A 19,435-nucleotide genomic window follows, 5' to 3' on the forward strand; every position below is an offset into this window, starting at 1 on the left:
TAGAAAATCATGGAGGGAATTATGATTAAGGAAGTATATAAAAATATATACATAAATGAAGTAGTATTACCCAATAATCCACTAAAGGCATTAAAGTGTCATATTATAATTGGGGACAATAAGAACTTAATTGTTGATACAGGCTTTAATAGTGAAGAGTGTAGAAATGAATTCTTTAGAGGTATTGAAGAGTTGAAGTTAGATTTAACTAAAACAGAACTTTTTATAACACATCTTCATGCAGATCATTCAGGATTAGCTTCAGAATTAAATAAAATGGGAGTTAAGGTCTATGCAAGTATGGAAGATGGAACTCTTATAAATAAAATGACAACTATGGAGTATTGGGAATCCTTCAATAAGAAAATAAAGCTTTTTGGATTAGAGAATGAAGGGGTTTCTATAGAGGATAATCCAGGTTTTAAGTTTTGTTCAAAGTCACCTATTGAATTTCAATATGTAAATGAAGGTGATAGAATAGAGGTTGGGGAGTATAGCTTTCAAATTCTGGATATATCAGGGCATACTCCAGGCCAGATAGGTATCTATGAAGAAAATCATAAACTATTTTTCTGTGGAGATCATATTTTAAATAAAATCACTCCTAATATAACCTTTTGGAACTTTGAAATGGATGCATTAGATGTATATCTTAAAAATTTAAAAAAGATTTATAACTATGAAATAAAACAGCTATTTACAGCGCATAGAGAAAATGTTGAAAACTACAGACTTAGGATAGAAGAATTAATAAACCATCATGAAGAGAGAGTGGAAGAAATACTCTACATCCTTAAGGAAAGTAATTTAACAGTTAAAGATGTGGCTTCCAAAATGAAGTGGCAAATAAGATGTAATAGTTGGGAGGAGTTTCCCAATGCTCAGAAGTGGTTTGCTACGGGAGAAGTAATGGCTCATTTAGAATATCTTGTTAATAAGGGACGAGTTTTAAAGGAAGATGTGGATGGAGTTCTTTATTATAAAATAGCAAACCTAGGGTGTAGGTAGGTGTTCACCGACTTGGTAGAGAGACACGCCGTAGGCGTAGAAAAATGGCTTCACTAGATAATAGAGAAGCCATTCAAAATTCTGGAGAAAAGATGACTTTTGCATACGCAAAACCTTCTCTCTCCAGAGAACAAAGGGAACACTTGAATGTAACCTCTGATCCGATTGTACTTCACTAAATTGTTTCGCAATTTACATCCATTTTAATTATTAGATATTTACTATTTGATAGAGAATTTATATTATCTTTACTTACGCCTACAAAGTTGTCTCCAAACATTTCAAATACATTTGAAGAAATTTGAAGTTCAGGAAGTCTTCCAATAATCTTTTCTCCATCAAATAGGTAGGCAAGCTGTACTGGAGAAGCAAAATTACCTTCAGGAGTAAAATCCCCACCAGAAGCTATAGATATTAATATACCTAATTCCCCGTTTAATAATTCACTAGCTGTTTTTTCACTTTCTACTATTTTAAAATTAGGATAATCTAAAGCTGGAACTCCATCATAATCACTAGAAGAAGATCCTGTTAGTGGTAAATTATATTTATTAGCAGTCCTTTTATCCGTATAGGGGCATAGGACTACTCCATTTTTAATTAGAGGAATTCTATAATTTTCATTCACCACTCCTTCAGCATCAAAAAAGCAGGTTGCTACATCCATCGGATTATTAGTTTGAAGTAGAGTGAAGTTTTCATTAAAGGTCTTTTTATTAAGTTTATCACTAAGGAGAGAGCTTTTAGTAGCAAAGCTAATACCGTGTAGATCTTGATAAAATTTAATAAGCGGTAAGGTATTATTAGAATCGAAAACAACAGGGAAAACTCTTCCTTCTGGTAGGGAAACTATATTTTTATAGCCATTACAAACTTTATTTACCATGTCTAATAATGAATCTCTATCATAAGTTCTTCCAGAAAAAGATATGTCACCATCTATAATATTCACAGAAGATTTTTCCTTGAAAATAATACCGAAATCAAGAAGACTATCCTTATATGAAAGTGAAAGAGTTTCTGTATTTTCTAATTTCTTTTCATATTCGGTGACATTGATCTTACCAAAAAAATTAAAATCTTCTTGATGCTCTGTAATATTATTTAAAGTAGCTTCAAACTCTCCTATTATATTAGCTTCATCTATTATTTCAACAGAAAAATCTTCAACTTTAACTAAATCCTTCTGAACTGAATACTCATAAGAAATCTTATTATTAAGGCTCTCTTTAGCTTTATCCTCTAGTTCAGCTTCATTGTAATTACCAAGAGCACCAGCTGTACCAATATAATTAGTATCATATAATCTAATACCTGTTTTTTCTATATTTTTTCTTCTTACGGAATCTATTTTACCACCAGTAACATTAAGGGAAATCTCTTTTACTTTTTGGATGTATTTTTCTTTAATCATGGTAATACCCCTCCTATTGAACATCTATATTATTTACTCTTACATATGGCCCACCAAAACCTACAGGAAGAGGATATTGCTCCATCTTACCACAACCTCCTGTTACAAAGGAAAGTATTTCAACCTCATTAGATAGACCATCAATTTCATTTAAGGTTTTCATAACATTGCCTGATATAACGGCAATATTTACGGGCTCACATAGCTTGCCATGTCTAATTCGGTAGGCTAGATTAGGCGCTATGGTAAATGTAGACATTCCAGAACCATGTTTCACAGTTTCTATTAATAAACCTTCATTTACTTCAGAAATTAGCTCCTCTTTAGTTTTATCCCCACCTTCAATATAGGTGGTTGTCATTCTTACTATAGGTTCAAACTCAAAATCCATACCACGTGCGTTTCCGGTTACATCTTCTTCTAAAGAACTTGCAGTAACTGAACTGTGGAGCCTTCCAGTGAGTATACCTTTCTTTACTAGATAAGTATTGCTACACTTAGTACCTTCATCGTCAAAGGGAACGTAGCCACTGCCAGAAATATTTCCACTATCAACAATTGAAAGCAGTTCACTTCCAACTTTTTTACCTATTGTCCATTCTTTTCTCATGGCTTCGTCACCGATCATAAAATCAGCTTCACTTTTATGTCCAAAGCTCTCATGAGCAAAAATACCTGCTGCAAGAGGAGAAAGTATCACAGTATATTTACCAGGTTTAACGGGTTCAGAATTTAATAATGCATCTTCACATTTTTCAATATCTAGAGCTAATTTATTATTACTATCTTTAAATATATCAAAATTATCACCAGCTACCTGGAAGCTATGAGAGAATCTTTTATCCTCATGGACAAAATTCATAGGCATTGAAAATCCAACAGTTTGAGTATCAAAGGTCAAATTAGCACCTTTGCTTGAATAAAAATTCTTGATTATTTTTTTATCTACATATTTAAACTTCCAATTAGACAGGTATTTATTACCTTCTATAAAAGGTAAATATTTATTTAATAGAGACTTTTTTTCTTCAATAGCTATATTAGAAATACTATTATCTACATATTTTAAGACACAGTCTTCATTAGCTTGTAATTTTTTAACTATATCATGTTGGTATATACTATCATTTGGAGTCGCAAATGTGGTAAGGGAATCTATTTCCTGTTGAATTCTATCCAAATTAGATATGGAGTTATAATACCATCTGTTGCCATCAAAAATTCTTATAAAGGCACCTTTATAGGTTTTAACTTTAGCTTCTTCAAGTATTCCTAAGGTATAAGTTACTTTAGTTTCAAATACGTCTTCTATACGAACATCACAGTATAGATTTTTAGGAAAATTAAACATTTAAAAACCTCCTCTATTTATAAGTTAGAATAAAAAAATGATAAATTTATTACATAACTGTAAAATAATTATAAGGTATAGGAATAAAGGTTTATAGTTAACAAAGTGTTAAATCAATTCATTACATTAAATTGAAAAACAGTTGACTTATGGAATAAATTCATATAGTATAAAATATAGAAATGAAATTACAAATTAAAGGAGGTCATGAATAATGAAAAACATTAGAAGTTTAACTTTTAAATTAATAGAATATAATTCCGTGACCTGTAGAATTTGTAGTTAAGTGTGTTTATACATATTTATAAGTTGAAATGAGCTTTACGCCACAGGTTATTAGTACCTGTGGCTTTTTATTTTGTGCCACAGGTGTAATCTCTCCTGTGGCTTTTAATTTTTGAAATTAATATAGGAGTATAAATTAGAAGGGACGTGAGAAAATGAAATTACCATTAAGAGAATATTTAGGACTATTATATAAGTACTTAAAAAAACAAAAGCTTAATGTGTTAGTATTAACAGCTATATTGATAGTGAATGTAGGGTTACAGTTAGTGAATCCTCAAATTATTAGATACTTCATAGATGAGGTTGAAAAAGGAAGTGGAATTAGAAATTTAATAATAGCTGCTATATTTTTTATAGGATTTGCTATTGTTAGACAAGGTCTTATAATTGTATCCACCTATATAAGTGAAAATGTAGGGTGGACAGCTACTAATTCTTTGAGAGTAGACTTAATAAAACATTGTATAAACTTAGATATGGCATTTCATAAAAAATATCAAGCGGCAGAGCTTATAGAAAGAGTGGATGGAGATATAAATGCCTTATTTAGATTTTTCTCTACCTTTATGCTAGAGTTATCTACTAACTTAATGCTGCTTATAGGAATTCTTGTAATGCTACTGAAAGAAGATTGGAGAATTGGTATTACTTTAACCGCTTTTGCTATTTTAGCCATGATTATTATGACATATATAGAAAAGAAATCTTCAAAGTACTGGGTGGAACAGAGAGAAAATAATGCTAAGCTCTATGGGTTTCTAGGGGAGCAAATTACAAGCATCGAAGATATAAAAACCTGCGGAGCCAAGGAATATACCATGAATGGGCTATATAGTAGGTTTAGAAAAATGCTTCCTGTGGAGATAAAGGCAGTCAGTAGCTATTATCATATGTGGATGGCTAATTTAGTCATATTTGCTATTGGCAACGCAATGGCACTTCTATTATCAGCTTATCTTTATGAGAATTCTATAATAAGTTTTGGAACAGTATATCTCATATTTTATTATACAGAGCTTATGGTTAATCCTCTAGATGAAATAAAATCTCAAATGCAAGATTTGCAAAAAGCTGAAGCTAGTATAAGAAGAGTTAGAGAATTAATCAACACTAAAAGTAGCATAGTTTATGGACATGATGTCTTAGATTTAAAGCAGCCTGCACAATTGTCAATAAAGGATGTGTCATTTAATTATGAAGAAGGAGATGCAGTTCTTAAAAATATAACAGTAGACATACCTCAGAATACAGTATTAGGAGTATTAGGACATACAGGTAGTGGGAAAACAACCTTAGCTAGATTAATTGTAAGACTCTATGATGCAACCAGCGGAAATATATTAATAGATAATAAAGATTTAAAGGATATAAGTGAGAAGGATTTAAAAAATAGTATAAGTTACGTAACTCAAGAGGTACAAATTTTTCATGCCACAGTTAGAGAAAATCTTACCTTATTTAACCCTAATATAAAAGATGAAGATATACTAGATATTATTGAGGATGTGGGATTAAGGCCATGGTTCAATAGACTTTCTAAGGGCTTGGATACTATGTTAGATAATGGAGGAAGTGGGCTTTCAGCAGGAGAGGCACAACTTTTAGCTTTTATTAGAGTATTTTTGAAAGATCCTAAGCTTGTTATATTAGATGAAGCTACTTCAAGATTAGATCCAATAACAGAAGGTTTAATAGAGAATGCATTAAATAAATTATTAAATAATAGAACTTGTATTATAATTGCACATAGATTACAAACTTTAGATAGAGCTGATAATATCTTAATTTTAAAAGATGGAACTATAGTCGAATGTGGTTCAAGAATGGAATTATCAAAGGATATGAATTCAAAGTTTTATAGCTTACTTCAAAAGGGCATTGAGGAGGTGTTAGTATGATACAAGAAAAAAGAAAAAAGATTCCAACCTTTAAATATATTTGGAAGATGATAAAATATAGGCCATGGCTTTACACAATAAATTGTATTTTGTGGTTGTTAATTCATGTTGCACCTCTTATACCAGGACTATTAGCGAAAGAATTTTTTGATGTTCTCAATTCTAAAGGGGAAATAAATGAGGACATTTTATGGATTACTGCACTTATTATTATGGTGGCCTTAACAAGAGCTTTAATTATAAAGATCGGTGGAAGAGTTGATACTATACACAGATTTAATATGAGTGCACTTATTAGACGGAATTTATTAGAATGTATGTTAAACGCACCTTTAGAAAAGACTCAAACATCTTTAGGAGAGGCTATAAATTGTTTTAGAGATGATATAGATGAAATTGAAAATACCATAAGCTGGACCTTGGATTTAATAGGAGAAATTGCTTTTTCTGTCGTTGCAATTATAATCTTACTAAGTATAAATGTAAGAGTTACCTTATTTGTTTTTGCACCATTAGTTTTAGTCATAGTCTTATCACAAAAAGCTAGGATGTATATAGAGAAATATAGAAAAAATGCAAGGGAAGTCACTGGAGATGTATCAGGGGCAATAGGAGAGATATTCAACTCCATACAAGCTATTAAAGTATCTGGAAATGAGGACTATATTGTTGATAACTTGAATAGCTTAAATAAACAAAGACACAAATATATGGTGAAAGATAAGATATTAAATAAAATTATGGATGCTATATATGATAATACAGTTAATATAGGTACAGGATTAATTTTACTTTTGGCTGGTAAATATATGAGAGCTGGAACCTTTAGTGTAGGAGATTTTTCATTGTTTGTGTATTATCTAACCTTTGTAGCAGATTGTACTCACTTCTTTGGTATCCTCTTAGCAAAGTATGAGCAGGGGGGCATTGCGTTTGAAAGAATGTTTATGCTTTTAGGAGCTATGGATGAAGAAAAGTTACTTGAGCATAATTCACTATATTTAAAGGGGAAACTTCCTAAAGATAATATTAGTGATGAGTGTGAGAGCTTAATGAATCTAGAGGTTAAGGATTTAGCCTATATGTATAATGAAGTAAATGGAGTCAGGGATATAAATTTTAATGTTAAGAAGGGACAGTTTACCGTTATTACTGGAAGGATAGGTTCAGGTAAAACTACACTTATAAAAACTCTTCTAGGAGTATTGCCTATGATTAGTGGAGAGGTATGTTGGAATGGGAAAAACATAGAGAATAATGAAAGATTTTTCAGGCCTCCAATTAGCTCTTATACCTCCCAAATTCCTAATTTATTTAGTGATACCTTAAAGAATAATATTTTATTGGGATTAGATGATAATACTGTAGATTTAAATAATATCATTTACTCAGCAGTACTGGAAAAAGACATAGAGACCTTTGAACATGGGGTAGAAACTATAATAGGATCTAAAGGAGTGAAATTATCAGGAGGGCAGAGACAAAGAGTGGCAGTTGCTCGTATGTTTGCACGTAAAGCTCAAATATATATTTTTGATGATATATCTAGTGCTTTGGATATAGAGACAGAGATTAAACTTTGGAATAGGGTGCTTGAAAAGAAGAATACCACTTGCATAGTGGTCTCTAATAGACATGTAGCATTAAAAAATGCTGATAATATTATAGTAATGAAAGATGGAACCATTGAAGCACAAGGGAATTTGGAAGATTTACTAGACAATTGTGAAGAAATGAGAAAGATTTGGGGAATGCAACTTTAGATTGCACATCCCTATAAAAATTGTATTGTATCAATATCAAGGTTGTAGGTTACATCTTTTCTCTCAACTACAACTTTGATTTTATTTTTCACTTCTTCATCCTCCATAACTTTTTGTAAAAGCTCTCGAGTTGGATTTATGCAGTAGGGAATTCCTACATTTTTAAACATTGTAAAATCTCCAGAGGTATCACCATAGGCATAGCTTTTTTCTAAATCTATGCTATGTTTTTCTTTAAGCTCTAAAAGAGCTTTTTGCTTACTTTCAGAATCCCACATAGGTACTATATGACCTGTATAGCTATCTGATTCATCTAATAAATATATAGAACCTCTATAATCATCCATATTATATTTGCTGGACATTTCTCGAACAAGTTCTATAGGAGAACCAGAAATGGCAATTACTATATGACCTTGTTCTTTATGCCATCTAATTCTTTCTCTGGAAAAAGTGTATACCCTATCCCCTTTTTGTTCAATTACTTTTTTAGCTATATGGTCTATATGGTATCTGCTTATACCCTTTATAGCTTCAGTATATATATCCACCATCTTTAGTAAATAGGTATCATAGTCTCCTTGCCTCTTATCCCATTTTATAAATGCAGGTTTAACCTCACTATACCATTTGGTTTCTGCTACTAATTCATATTTGATAATCTTTTTAAAAACTTCAGTTATTAGTCCTTCTCTATATATTGTTCCATCAATATCAAAAAATGCTGCTATGTTTCCCATAATTTATACTCCTAACAATTAATAATATATTTAACTTTATATTATATCATATAATCGTGGGATGTCAAAAAATGCTTTTAGATATTCTCTATTGAGAGTAGAAAATAATTTTTGAAAATATATTGTTTTCTACAGAAGAAAAATTTAAAGTGTAGAATTAAAACTGTGAAAAGAAATTTTAAAGTGATTTCTATAATAATTTAAGACTTATAGTCAATAATTATAAGAAAGGAAGGATAAGAAATGAATATTGAAATAATAAATAAAATAGTAGAAAAGATAAAGGAATATAATAATATAGCAATATATAGGCATGTGTTTCCAGATGCTGATTCCTATGGTTCTCAGACTGGGTTAAAGGATATTATAGAAAGTACATTTCATGATAAGAAAGTAGTTTTACTGGGAGAACACAATCTAGCTTTAGGATATATAGGAGAAATGGGAAAAGAAGAGGAGATGAAGATTGACGAGAAAACACTAGGTATAATACTGGATGTATCCAATAAAGAGAGAGTAGACAATCAGAGCTTTTTTAACTGCGGATATGTGATTAAAATAGATCACCATAAACCGTTTGATGTCCCTTTTGAGGATTTGACATGGGTAGATACTAATTATACTTCTTGTAGTGAGATGATATTAGATTTATATATAAATAGTATTGAAAAACTGAGTATAGGTAAAAGCGGAAGAAAGGCATTATTTACAGGAATTATAGGGGATACAGGAAGATTTGCTTATTTAGATAATGCTACAGAATTATTTAAAAAGCTTCCAGTTATTAGCTATGATATAGAATCTAAGGAAATATATTCTAACATGTATAGACGAGAAAAAAATGAGCTTAAATTTTTAGGTTACATATACGAAAATTTCAAAGAAACAGAGAATGGAGTAGCTTACTTAAAGGTGACAAATGAAATTTTGAGAAAGTATGGAATGGAGTGTATAAAAGCAGTTAGAATGGTAAATGCCCTTCAAGATTGTGAAGGTATAATTAATTGGCATTTTTTTGTGGAGAAATCTTCTACAGGAGAGATAATGTGTGAGTTTAGATCTAATGGACCAAGAGTTAATGATATAGCAGCAAAATATGGTGGTGGCGGACATATGTTAGCAGCAGGAGCCACTGTAGCAAGTTGGGATGTGGTAGATAAAATGATTATAGATTTTGATAACAACTGTAAAAATTTTCAAAACTAATTATAGTTTATGTTCTAAATGGGTATAAAATCTGGCTTCAATATTTATTTGAAACACAATTTAATAATAAAGTTGGTAAATTATTTATTTGATATTATGGTAGAATAATATACATGATTAATACACGAAGGAGCAAAAATAATGAACAATGATTTTAAGGATTTTGAAATAAGTGAAGATATATTGAGAGCAATAGAAGGACTAGGATACAAAACACCATCAGATGTACAAAAAAAGGTTATTCCAGAGATTTTGAAAAATGTAGATGTAATAGTAAAATCTCAAACAGGTAGCGGTAAAACAGCTTCCTTTGGAATACCATTATGTGAGACAATAGGGTGGGAAGAAAGTGAGCCACAGGCATTAGTTCTAACTCCCACTAGAGAGCTTGCTGTTCAGGTTAAAGAGGACATTTCTAATATTGGTAGATTTAAAAGGTTAAGAGTTGTATCTGTATTTGGTAAGCAACCATTCTCAGATCAAACTAGAGAACTTAAACAAAAAACTCATATGGTAGTAGGTACTCCTGGGAGGGTATTAGATCATATAGATAGAGGAACTCTCAATGTAGATAATATAAAATATTTGATTATAGATGAAGCAGATGAAATGTTAAATATGGGATTTATTTCTCAAGTAGAAGCTATAATTAAAACACTGCCTAAAAAAAGAGTTACTATGCTTTTTTCAGCAACTATACCAGAAGAGATACAGAGGCTTTGTGAAAAATATATGGATAGACCACTAAGTATTGAAATAGTGGCTCAAAAGCTTATAACAGATAATATTGAACATAAATTATATAAAGTAGATGAGAAGTATAAGATAGAAGAGTTAAATAAAATATTAATTACAGAAACACCAGAAACTGCAGTTATATTTTGTAGAACTAAAGATAATGTAGATAGAGTTTTCAATAACTTAAGTCAAAAAACATATTCAGTTAATAAAATTCATGGAGGTATGTTACAAAAGGAAAGACTTGATACCATGAATAACTTTAAAAAAGGAGATTTTAGGCTACTAATAGCCACAGATGTGGCAGCAAGAGGAATAGATGTAGAAGGAATCACTCATGTTATAAATTTTGATTTACCCATGGAGAAGGAAGCTTATGTTCATAGAATTGGAAGAACTGCTAGAGCAGGAGCCAAGGGAATAGCCATTACTTTCGTAACTGAATATGAAGATAAATTTTTAAGTGACATAGAAGAATACATAGGACTTTCCATAGAAAAATTTGAATTACCTACAAAAGATCAGGTAAAGGAAAAGAAAGAAGAAGCTATAAAATATCTTGTTCGAAAGCCCAAAAGTAAAAAAGAAAAGGGTAAAAAGATAAACAATAATATAACTAAGATATATTTAAATGGGGGAAAGAAGAAGAAAATTAGACCAGGAGATATAGCTGGGACAATAAACAGTATAGAAGGAGTTATTCCAGAGGATATAGGAATCATAGATGTTCAAGATAATGTATCTTATGTAGATATATTAAATGGTAAGGGTAAAATAGTTATAGATGAGCTAAATAAAATGACTATAAAAGGTAAAAAATTAAAAGTAGAAAAAGCTAGACAATAGAATTGAGGGGGATGTTATATGGGGATTTTGTTTATTAATGGGAAAATAGCTTCATTGGATTCAAAGAATAATTTTTATGATGCCATAGGAGTGAAGGATAATACTATTAACTTTTTAGGTAGTAATGAAGAAGCAAGTGAGGTAAAACACTCCTATGAGAATGTTATTGATCTAAAAAGTAAAGTAATAATACCAGGATTAAATGATAGCCATATGCACTTATTAAATTATGGATATAACTTTTATAAATTAGAGCTTGGAGAATATGACTCTATTGAAGAAATAAAAAAGGAAGTCACTAAAATCATAAATACCAGACAAAAAAATTACAGTAGGTGGTTATTAGGAAGAGGATGGAATCAAGATAAGCTTAAGGAAAAAAGATTCATAAATAAAGATGACTTAGACCAAATATCAACAGAGATACCAATAATGTTTTCTAGGGTATGTGGGCATATTGCAGTGTGTAATTCAAAGGCATTAGAGTATTTAAATATTGAAAATTTAAGAAATAATTCTAATGTTGAGCTAGAAAAGGGAATTTTCAAAGAAGATTCAATAAATATTCTTACTGGAGTCATTTCACCTCCATCTCTAGGAGAAATGAAGGATATGATTAGTAAGACCTGCGATGAGTTATTAAGTTATGGAATTACATCCGTTCAAACAGATGATTTTGATGCTATGCCAGGAAGTGATTATAAAAAGGTATTTGAGGCCTATGAAGAGTTATATCGAGAAGGAAACCTCAAGGTTAGAGTTTATGAACAGTGTTTATTCCTTAATGAAGAGAAGTTTAAGGAATTTGTTAAAAATGGATATAAAACTGGCAAGGGAGATAATTTTATTAAAATTGGACCTCTCAAGCTATTGCTAGATGGTTCATTAGGAGGAAGAACAGCTTTATTAAGAGATGATTATAGCGATGATAAGAATAATATAGGAATCTCTCTGTATACTAAAGAAGAGCTATATAGATATATTAAATATGCCCATGAAAATGGATTCCAAATAGCAGCTCATGCTATAGGTGATGGTGCTATGGAGTTATATCTAAACATTCTAGAAAGTTTAGAAGAAGATTTAGAAACAAGACGTCATGGTATAGTGCATTGTCAAATCACAGCTAACGACATTATAGAGAAAATGAAAAAATTACAGGTAGTGGCATATATTCAACCTATATTTTTAGATTATGATATGCATATAGTAGAAGATAGAGTAGGGAGTAGGGCGAAGGAATCTTACGTATTTAAAACTCTAAGAGAGTGTGGAATAAAAGTATCAGGAGGATCTGACTCACCTGTGGTTCATTTTAATCCTTTTGAAAATATTTACTCAGCAGTATGTAGAAAGGATTTAAAAGGTCATCCAGAAAATGGATACATGCCTAAGGAGAGATTAAGCGTAGAAGAGGCTCTGAGGATGTTCACTATAGATAGTGCATATTGTTCCTTTGAAGAGAATATAAAAGGAAGTTTAGAAGTGGGTAAATTGGCAGATTTAGTAGTGTTAGATAAGGATATATTTGAAATATCTGAGGATGAAATTAGAAATATAAAAGCAGAGTTTACCATGGTAGATGGAGAAATAGCTTATAAAATATAATATTATAAAATTTTGCATTAACTTAATAAAATGGGGAAAACTAAAGCATAGCCATGTGACTATGCTTTTAATCTTTTTATTAAGGAGAATTTTTATATGAGGTATAGATTTAATAAAAGTTTTATGTTTAGTTTAATTTTACTTATGCTACTACTTAATATAGTAGAGTATTTTTCAGCTTTAGAAAGTCCATTAGAAGTAAGTTCTATATGGTCTACCAATGAAATGTCAAAAATAGAAGATAGCTATAATAGAAAATTTAAAAATCTAGATACCATACTTAATGAACCTATATATAGGGTGGATATGGCAGATAAAAAAATAGCATTTACCTTTGATGTAAATTGGGCAGAAAAAGAGTGCTTACCAGATATTCTTAATATTTTAGATAAATATAATATTAAGTGTACATTTTTTATGATGGGCAAATGGATTACATATCCGGAGGAGAATGGTGAAAAATTAAAAGAGATTAATAAAAGAGGGCATGAAATAGGAAATCATAGTTTTGTTCATCCAGATTTTAAAGCAATAGGCAAAGAAAGAATGATTAGTGAAGTTAAGAAAACAGAAGATATTATAAATAAAAGTATAGGGGTTACAACAAAACTTTTTAGATTTCCTAGTGGAAGCTATACCAGAGAAGGAGTAGAAATAATAAGGTCCTTAGGATATGAAGCTGTTCAATGGGATGTGGATAGTGTTGATTGGAAACAGCTAGGATTAGACAGAGAGTATAATAGAGTAATAAAAAATGTAAAACCTGGCTCTATAGTGTTATTTCATAATGATGGAATCTTTACGCCTGAGAACTTAGAACGGCTTATACCGGAATTAAAATCACAGGGTTATAGTTTTGTTACTGTAGGAGAACTCATATATAAAGAAAATTTTGAGATTGATGAGCAAGGTACCCAAAAAGCAAAGTAAAAATAGGAGACAATAGCTCCTATTTTATTTTGTTCTGATTTAATATAATATTGATAATATGTAGTTCTAAAATCAACAAACATTTAAAATAGAGTCTTATTTTATATAAATATAAGGAAATAGTGATTAACTATTAAAGTGATAAAACTACAATATATGATTTTCTATATAAGAAAAAAAGTGTATAATAATCTGATAATATAAATGAAGGTGAGTGATGGATATGAATATGGTAAAGAGATACAATGGAAAAACGAAGAACTATATTTTTATATCCATAATTATTGTATTATCTGCTCAAATATATTTTTACCCCTTGGGAATGGACTTGAGAGTTTCTATGGGAGTAGTTGTATTTAATATAATAGTATTAATGATGGAGGATTTGTCAGAGATATATTTAGCAATATTAGTCAGTATAGGAGTACTTCTAGTTAGAACTGAAATTAATATAGGATTCTTAGACTATAGTTTATATGAAGGAATTAAGCATAATATATCTTCTATAATTTATTATATAAGCTATGGTGTTTTAATTTGGTTAGTTAAATTAAAGAAGTATAAGGATGACATAATTATTGCAATTATATTATTAACAATAATTGATTGTGTAAGTAATATAATTGAGGCTATTATAGTAGATGAATTAAACTTTGAATTATTTAAAATGGCCATTATAGTTGCAATTATTAGAAGTGTAATTGCATATATCATGTATTTAATCTATAATAAACAAAAATTATTTATCGTAAATAGAGAGCATCAGAAAAGATATGCACAGTTGAATGTACTAATATCAAATATTCAAGCAGAGATGTTTTATTTAAAAAAATCTATGAAAGATATAGAGGATGTTATGGGAAAGAGCTATAGCATCTATGATGAGTATAAAGATAATGAAGCACTTAGGGAAAGAACCCTAGACATTGCTAGAGAAGTTCATGAGATTAAAAAGGATTATTTCAGAGTATTAAAGGGATTCGAGAGTTTAATAGATGATTTAGAGAGTGAAGACACAATGTCGATTTCCAACATATTTTATATAATTAAAGAGAATACTTTAAGATATATTAAAGAAAGTGATGTAGATATAAAGATAGATTTTATATATGAAAAAGATTTTATAGTAAAACCATACTACAGTTTATTTGGAGTTTTAAATAATCTTATTGTAAATAGTATAGATGCATGTGGAAATAATGGATATATCGAAATTATTGTAAAAGAGGAAGAAAACTTTATTTCTATGGAAGTAAAAGATAGCGGTATAGGTGTTGAAGAAGATATAATTCCATATATATTTAATCCGGGGTTTACTACTAAATACGATAAAGAAACAGGAGGGGCATCTACAGGGATAGGTCTAGCTCATGTAAAAAATATTATAGATGAGTTAGGTGGTAATATTGAAGTAATTTCAAAAATAAATATAGGAACAAAATTTATTTTAAAATTTGATAAGGAATTATTAATAGGGTGATTATACATGGAAAAGACTTTTTTAATTATAGATGATGATATTAATATTAGAAAAATGTTGAGTATATTAATAAAAAATAATGGACTAGGTAGAATTGTATGTGAGCTTCAGAGTGGAGAGCATGCAGTTGAAGAAATCTTGTTTTACAATGCAGATATAGTTTTAGTAGATTTACTATTACCAACGGTAGATGGAGTTGAAATAGTTAAATCTGCTACTAAAAAAGGTTACAATGGAAAATTTGTAATGATTTCTCAAATAGAAGATGAAAAGTTGGTTTCAATGGCTTATGAAAGTGGGATTTTATTTTTTATAGATAAACCTATTAATAGTATAGAGGTCATTAATGTATTAAAAGGAATATGCAATAATATTGATTTAGAAAATTCTTTAGCGAGGATAAAGAATGTGCTATCAGATATTGGAGAAGTAAAGGAATCATCTAAAGAGGCATATGATGATGGAAAGATAGAAAAAATTTTTAGTGAAATAGGAATATTAGGAGAGATAGGAAGTAAGGATTTACAGAGGATAATAAATGAAATAATGAAATTAAAAAAGAAAAATCCCTCAGCTACTTATCAATTACATAAAATATATGAGGGAGCAGAAGTAAAAGAAGAGGATGAATCAAATGTTATCTTAAATAAAAAAGCTTTAGAACAAAGAATTAGAAGAACAATTCAAAAAGCTTTTAGAAATATTGCAGAAATAGGTTGCCATGATTATGATAATCATGTATTTTTTGAATATAGTACCTTACTTTTCGATTTCAAGCAGATAAGGCAAGAAATGAGACACATAAATAATCCTCTTGAGGAACCAGGCAAAATTAATACTAAGAAGTTCATAGAGGGAATAATAATAAAATTGACTAAAGAATACTAATGAGGATATTTTTAGAAAATTCTAAAAATGTTTGAGGATTTTAGTATTTTTTTGATAGTATTAGTAGTTTTCTTCTTATAATGTTTTATGTATATGATTATAAGGAGGGGAAAAAATGCTTTTGAAGTTAGACATGATTCAGACCGTGGCCTTAGCAGTTATAGTATTATTTTTAGGACAAGGCATTAAAAGAAAAGTGAATATTTTAGAGCGATATTTCATACCAGCTCCAGTAATAGGAGGAGTATTATTTGCTTTAATAGCATTAGTATTAAAGCAAACAGGGACATTAACCTTTGAAATGGATGTAACTTTACAAGAAATTTTCATGATTGCATTTTTTACCACGATTGGATTCACAGCAAGCCTGAAATTGTTAAAAAAAGGTGGATTACAAGTTTTTATATTTTTAGCAATATCTATAATACTTGTAGTTTTACAGAATATTTTAGGCGTAGGATTAACAAAATTATTTAATTTAAATGAACTTATAGGACTTTGTGTTGGATCAGTTCCACTAGTTGGAGGTCCTGCAACCGCAGGAGCTTTTGGACCAGTATTCGAGAGAGCAGGAGCAGATGGTGCAACAACTGTAGCAATCGCAGCAGCTACTTTTGGATTAGTATTTGGAAGTATTATTGGTGGACCTATAGCCAAAAGATTAATTGAAAAAAATAATCTTGTAACACCAAAAAAACAGATAAGTAATTTGGCAGAGGAAGAAACTGCAGCAACACTAGAATTGTCAGCACCAAGTGAGTTGATTCCAGAAAAATTCATGACAGCATCAGCACAAATTCTTATAGCTATGGGACTAGGAACTATTATTTCGGAACTACTTCAAAAAACAGGAATGACATTTCCACCTTATATAGGAGCAATGTTTGCAGCTGCTATTATAAGAAATATATGTGATTATACTGAAAAATACACTATAGTAGAAGAAGAGGTGGAAATACTTGGGAATATCGCATTATCCTTGTTTTTATCCATGGCATTAATGGGATTAAAACTGTGGCAATTAGCTGGATTGGCATTACCACTAATAATAATGCTAATTGTACAGACCGTGTTAATGATATTATTTGCTTACTATGTGTGCTTTAATATTATGGGAAGAGATTATGAAGCTGCAGTAATAGCTTCAGGTATGTGTGGATTTGGAATGGGAGCAACACCAAATGCAATGGCTAATATGGAAGCTATATCTAAGAACTTTGGACCAGCACCAAGAGCTTTTTTCATTGTACCAATAGTAGGGAGCCTATTTATAGACTTTATCAACGCTGGGCTTATTACATTTTTTATGAATTTTTTAACTAAATAAAATAAAAAGGCCTAGGCCTTTTTATTTTTGTGAAATTATAATATAAATTTATGATTTTAATAGTGTTCATTTATATAAGAAATCCATTTTTTCTCTAGATTTTCAATTGAAAGTTCGGTTATATTTTCTATATCCATAGGGCTTTTAATAAGTTGAATTAATTTTTCATACCCATAAGTATTTATAAAAAAGTCACAAATAGAATATGAAATATAATAATTCCATTTGATATTATCAAAATTTGTATTTAAATCATTTAAAGTAGGGAGCATATTTTCTTTAACTAAATGGACAATTACACTCTCGCCTTCCGTGGACACTTGTTCTGCTGTATACGTAGCAAAGCCTTCATTTAACCAAACTGGAATACTGTTTAAATCAGAGTTTATATTACAAATAGCTACATGAGCAAATTCATGAGCAGCTACTTCTAGTATGCTCTTATAGTCATGAACAGTACCGGGATTCAATGGAGATACTATTTTAATATTATTATTCCAGCCATTACCAGCTATTCTATGATTTCCATTGGGGGTTCCCAAGGCATTATGAAGGCTGTCAATATCAGGATAAATTTCTACCTCTATTTTATCTTTAAAAGATATATTTAAATCTTTTGTTATTGACTTATACTTGTCCTTTAGAATACTATCCAAATCATCTATATAATCAACATCTTTGTCGTTAGAATAAAATTTAAAATGCTTACTTTCCTTTTTAAGGCTTAATCCATTCTTATTCTCATTAGATGAAGTGGAAGTTAGACTGCATCCTACAAGTAACAACATAGTTATAAATATTAAAAAAATTAATAGCTTATTTTTCATTTATTCACCTCCCAATCATATCTTAAACTTTAAGAACAATATATACAAGATGTATAAAAAAACATTTATAGAGTTTAAGTAATGTTTATATATAGAGATCAAAGTTTGTTGTAGGATTTTTATAATAACAATATAATATTATTTATAGATGTTTATAATAATTTGTGAAGGGAGAGAAGCTTATGAGAAACTTAGATAATATACTAAAAAATAATAAAGGAGAAACTTTAGATGAATTTTTGAAAGATTATGATGCTAATAAATATGAGAAACCAGCAGTAACTGTAGATACGTTACTATTTACAGTTATGGATGAAGTTGATGCTAATATCAGCGGTAAAAATAGTAGATTAAAGATATTATTAGTTAAAAGAAAAGATCATCCTTGTATAGGGCAATGGGCAATACCAGGTGGTTTTGTCAATATGGATGAAAATATAGATGAAGCAGCAAAAAGAGAGTTAAAAGAAGAAACAAATGTAGAAAATATATATGTGGAACAACTTTATACCTTTGGAGATGTGGGGAGAGATCCAAGAACTAGAATTATTAGTGTAGCTTATATGGGATTAGTTAATTATTTAAAATTAAATATTATAGCAGGAGATGATGCAGAAGAGGCTCAGTGGTTTACTGTAGAAAAGAGAAAGATATCATCTATTGGAGAAGAATCTATATATGATTTTAAAATTTTAAATGAAGACAGTGGAATTAATATAGAATATAGTGTAAGGGAAGGGTATGAAGTAAAAGAGGGTACTAACCCCTTAGATGTGTCAATAGCATTAAAAGAAGAGAGCAGTGATTCTATAGCTTTTGATCATGAGAAAATGATTAATTTAGCGATAGATAGATTAAGAGAAAAATTATATCACACACCAATTGCTTTCAATTTATTATCAGAAGCCTTTACTATTGGAGAAGTTCAAAAGATTTATGAAACTATTTTAGGAGAAGAACTTGTAACCTCAACTTTTTCAAATAAGATTTCTAGTAGCTTAGAGGAAATAGGAGTTAGAAAAGAAGATTCAAAAGATAAAGAAGAAAAATTATACAGATATAGGCATGGAAGATTTTAAATGTTGGCTTTGCTCTAATATAATAAATAAAAATACTGATAGGT

The 19,435-nt window shown here is 29.9% G+C and carries 15 protein-coding genes; 11 read left to right on the forward strand and 4 right to left on the reverse strand.

Going from position 1 to position 19,435, the window contains the following annotated elements; genetic code table 11:
- Positions 1-21: 21 nt before the first annotated feature.
- Positions 22-1,008: an MBL fold metallo-hydrolase gene (locus ACI48Q_RS02560; protein WP_474917472.1), complete on the forward strand. Its 987-nt coding sequence runs from the start codon at positions 22-24 to the stop codon at positions 1,006-1,008.
- 175 nt (positions 1,009-1,183) lie between these two features.
- Here ACI48Q_RS02560 and ACI48Q_RS02565 read toward each other — a convergent pair whose 3' ends face one another.
- Entirely contained in the window at positions 1,184-2,422 is a 1,239-nt protein-coding gene (locus ACI48Q_RS02565; RefSeq protein ID WP_474917473.1) for a metallopeptidase TldD-related protein, read from the reverse strand.
- Positions 2,423-2,435: 13 nt separating this feature from the next.
- Positions 2,436-3,773 (reverse strand): TldD/PmbA family protein, encoded by a 1,338-nt coding sequence (locus ACI48Q_RS02570; RefSeq protein ID WP_474917474.1) that lies wholly within the window; start codon positions 3,771-3,773, stop codon positions 2,436-2,438.
- Positions 3,774-4,213: 440 nt separating this feature from the next.
- Here ACI48Q_RS02570 and ACI48Q_RS02575 point away from each other — a divergent pair, with 440 nt between their 5' ends.
- Positions 4,214-5,959: an ABC transporter ATP-binding protein gene (locus ACI48Q_RS02575; RefSeq protein ID WP_474917475.1), complete on the forward strand. Its 1,746-nt coding sequence runs from the start codon at positions 4,214-4,216 to the stop codon at positions 5,957-5,959.
- Positions 5,956-7,722, forward strand: coding sequence for an ABC transporter ATP-binding protein (locus ACI48Q_RS02580; RefSeq protein ID WP_474917476.1), 1,767 nt, complete (start codon positions 5,956-5,958; stop codon positions 7,720-7,722). Before ACI48Q_RS02575 ends, ACI48Q_RS02580 begins: the two co-directional genes overlap by 4 nt.
- Before the next feature lie 11 nt (positions 7,723-7,733).
- On the opposite strand, the gene ACI48Q_RS02585 is transcribed toward ACI48Q_RS02580, so the two are convergent.
- Positions 7,734-8,462, reverse strand: coding sequence for an HAD-IB family hydrolase (locus ACI48Q_RS02585; protein WP_474917477.1), 729 nt, complete (start codon positions 8,460-8,462; stop codon positions 7,734-7,736).
- Between the two features lie 243 nt (positions 8,463-8,705).
- Here ACI48Q_RS02585 and ACI48Q_RS02590 point away from each other — a divergent pair, with 243 nt between their 5' ends.
- From ACI48Q_RS02590 to gltS, 7 genes are all read left to right on the forward strand, one after another.
- On the forward strand, positions 8,706-9,668 hold the full coding sequence (locus ACI48Q_RS02590; protein ID WP_474917478.1) for a DHH family phosphoesterase: 963 nt from the start codon (positions 8,706-8,708) through the stop codon (positions 9,666-9,668).
- A gap of 141 nt (positions 9,669-9,809) precedes the next feature.
- The gene (locus ACI48Q_RS02595) at positions 9,810-11,252 is read left to right on the forward strand and encodes a DEAD/DEAH box helicase (protein WP_474917479.1); all 1,443 of its coding nucleotides are present in this window, start codon (positions 9,810-9,812) and stop codon (positions 11,250-11,252) included.
- Positions 11,253-11,270: 18 nt separating this feature from the next.
- Positions 11,271-12,860 (forward strand): amidohydrolase, encoded by a 1,590-nt coding sequence (locus ACI48Q_RS02600; RefSeq protein ID WP_474917480.1) that lies wholly within the window; start codon positions 11,271-11,273, stop codon positions 12,858-12,860.
- 96 nt (positions 12,861-12,956) lie between these two features.
- Positions 12,957-13,790: a polysaccharide deacetylase family protein gene (locus ACI48Q_RS02605; RefSeq protein ID WP_474917481.1), complete on the forward strand. Its 834-nt coding sequence runs from the start codon at positions 12,957-12,959 to the stop codon at positions 13,788-13,790.
- 223 nt (positions 13,791-14,013) lie between these two features.
- Positions 14,014-15,270 carry an ATP-binding protein gene (locus ACI48Q_RS02610; RefSeq protein WP_474917482.1) on the forward strand — a complete coding sequence of 419 codons (1,257 nt, stop codon included), beginning with the start codon at positions 14,014-14,016 and terminating at the stop codon, positions 15,268-15,270.
- A 6-nt stretch (positions 15,271-15,276) separates the two neighbouring features.
- A complete protein-coding gene (locus ACI48Q_RS02615; RefSeq protein WP_474917483.1) occupies positions 15,277-16,158 on the forward strand; it encodes a response regulator in 882 nt (293 codons plus the stop codon).
- Positions 16,159-16,273: 115 nt separating this feature from the next.
- The gene (gltS, locus tag ACI48Q_RS02620; protein WP_474917484.1) at positions 16,274-17,485 is read left to right on the forward strand and encodes a sodium/glutamate symporter; all 1,212 of its coding nucleotides are present in this window, start codon (positions 16,274-16,276) and stop codon (positions 17,483-17,485) included.
- 56 nt (positions 17,486-17,541) lie between these two features.
- On the opposite strand, the gene ACI48Q_RS02625 is transcribed toward gltS, so the two are convergent.
- Entirely contained in the window at positions 17,542-18,312 is a 771-nt protein-coding gene (locus ACI48Q_RS02625; RefSeq protein WP_474917485.1) for a peptidase MA family metallohydrolase, read from the reverse strand.
- Positions 18,313-18,494: 182 nt separating this feature from the next.
- Here ACI48Q_RS02625 and ACI48Q_RS02630 point away from each other — a divergent pair, with 182 nt between their 5' ends.
- The gene (locus tag ACI48Q_RS02630) at positions 18,495-19,391 is read left to right on the forward strand and encodes an NUDIX hydrolase (RefSeq protein ID WP_474917486.1); all 897 of its coding nucleotides are present in this window, start codon (positions 18,495-18,497) and stop codon (positions 19,389-19,391) included.
- The last annotated feature ends 44 nt before the right edge of the window (positions 19,392-19,435 follow it).

The organism is Clostridium sp. LXY-7, assembly GCF_056172015.1.

What these genes read in the sequence shown, in the direction of transcription:
- ACI48Q_RS02560 (WP_474917472.1), top strand. Translation starts at nt 22, where the DNA reads ATGATTAAGGAAGTATATAAAAATATATACATAAATGAAGTAGTATTA.
- ACI48Q_RS02565 (WP_474917473.1), bottom strand. Translation starts at nt 2,422, where the DNA reads ATGATTAAAGAAAAATACATCCAAAAAGTAAAAGAGATTTCCCTTAAT.
- ACI48Q_RS02630 (WP_474917486.1), top strand. Translation starts at nt 18,495, where the DNA reads ATGAGAAACTTAGATAATATACTAAAAAATAATAAAGGAGAAACTTTA.
- ACI48Q_RS02600 (WP_474917480.1), top strand. Translation starts at nt 11,271, where the DNA reads ATGGGGATTTTGTTTATTAATGGGAAAATAGCTTCATTGGATTCAAAG.
- ACI48Q_RS02585 (WP_474917477.1), bottom strand. Translation starts at nt 8,462, where the DNA reads ATGGGAAACATAGCAGCATTTTTTGATATTGATGGAACAATATATAGA.
- ACI48Q_RS02580 (WP_474917476.1), top strand. Translation starts at nt 5,956, where the DNA reads ATGATACAAGAAAAAAGAAAAAAGATTCCAACCTTTAAATATATTTGG.
- ACI48Q_RS02605 (WP_474917481.1), top strand. Translation starts at nt 12,957, where the DNA reads ATGAGGTATAGATTTAATAAAAGTTTTATGTTTAGTTTAATTTTACTT.
- ACI48Q_RS02575 (WP_474917475.1), top strand. Translation starts at nt 4,214, where the DNA reads ATGAAATTACCATTAAGAGAATATTTAGGACTATTATATAAGTACTTA.
- ACI48Q_RS02595 (WP_474917479.1), top strand. Translation starts at nt 9,810, where the DNA reads ATGAACAATGATTTTAAGGATTTTGAAATAAGTGAAGATATATTGAGA.
- ACI48Q_RS02570 (WP_474917474.1), bottom strand. Translation starts at nt 3,773, where the DNA reads ATGTTTAATTTTCCTAAAAATCTATACTGTGATGTTCGTATAGAAGAC.
- ACI48Q_RS02625 (WP_474917485.1), bottom strand. Translation starts at nt 18,312, where the DNA reads ATGAAAAATAAGCTATTAATTTTTTTAATATTTATAACTATGTTGTTA.
- ACI48Q_RS02590 (WP_474917478.1), top strand. Translation starts at nt 8,706, where the DNA reads ATGAATATTGAAATAATAAATAAAATAGTAGAAAAGATAAAGGAATAT.
- ACI48Q_RS02610 (WP_474917482.1), top strand. Translation starts at nt 14,014, where the DNA reads ATGAATATGGTAAAGAGATACAATGGAAAAACGAAGAACTATATTTTT.
- gltS (WP_474917484.1), top strand. Translation starts at nt 16,274, where the DNA reads ATGCTTTTGAAGTTAGACATGATTCAGACCGTGGCCTTAGCAGTTATA.
- ACI48Q_RS02615 (WP_474917483.1), top strand. Translation starts at nt 15,277, where the DNA reads ATGGAAAAGACTTTTTTAATTATAGATGATGATATTAATATTAGAAAA.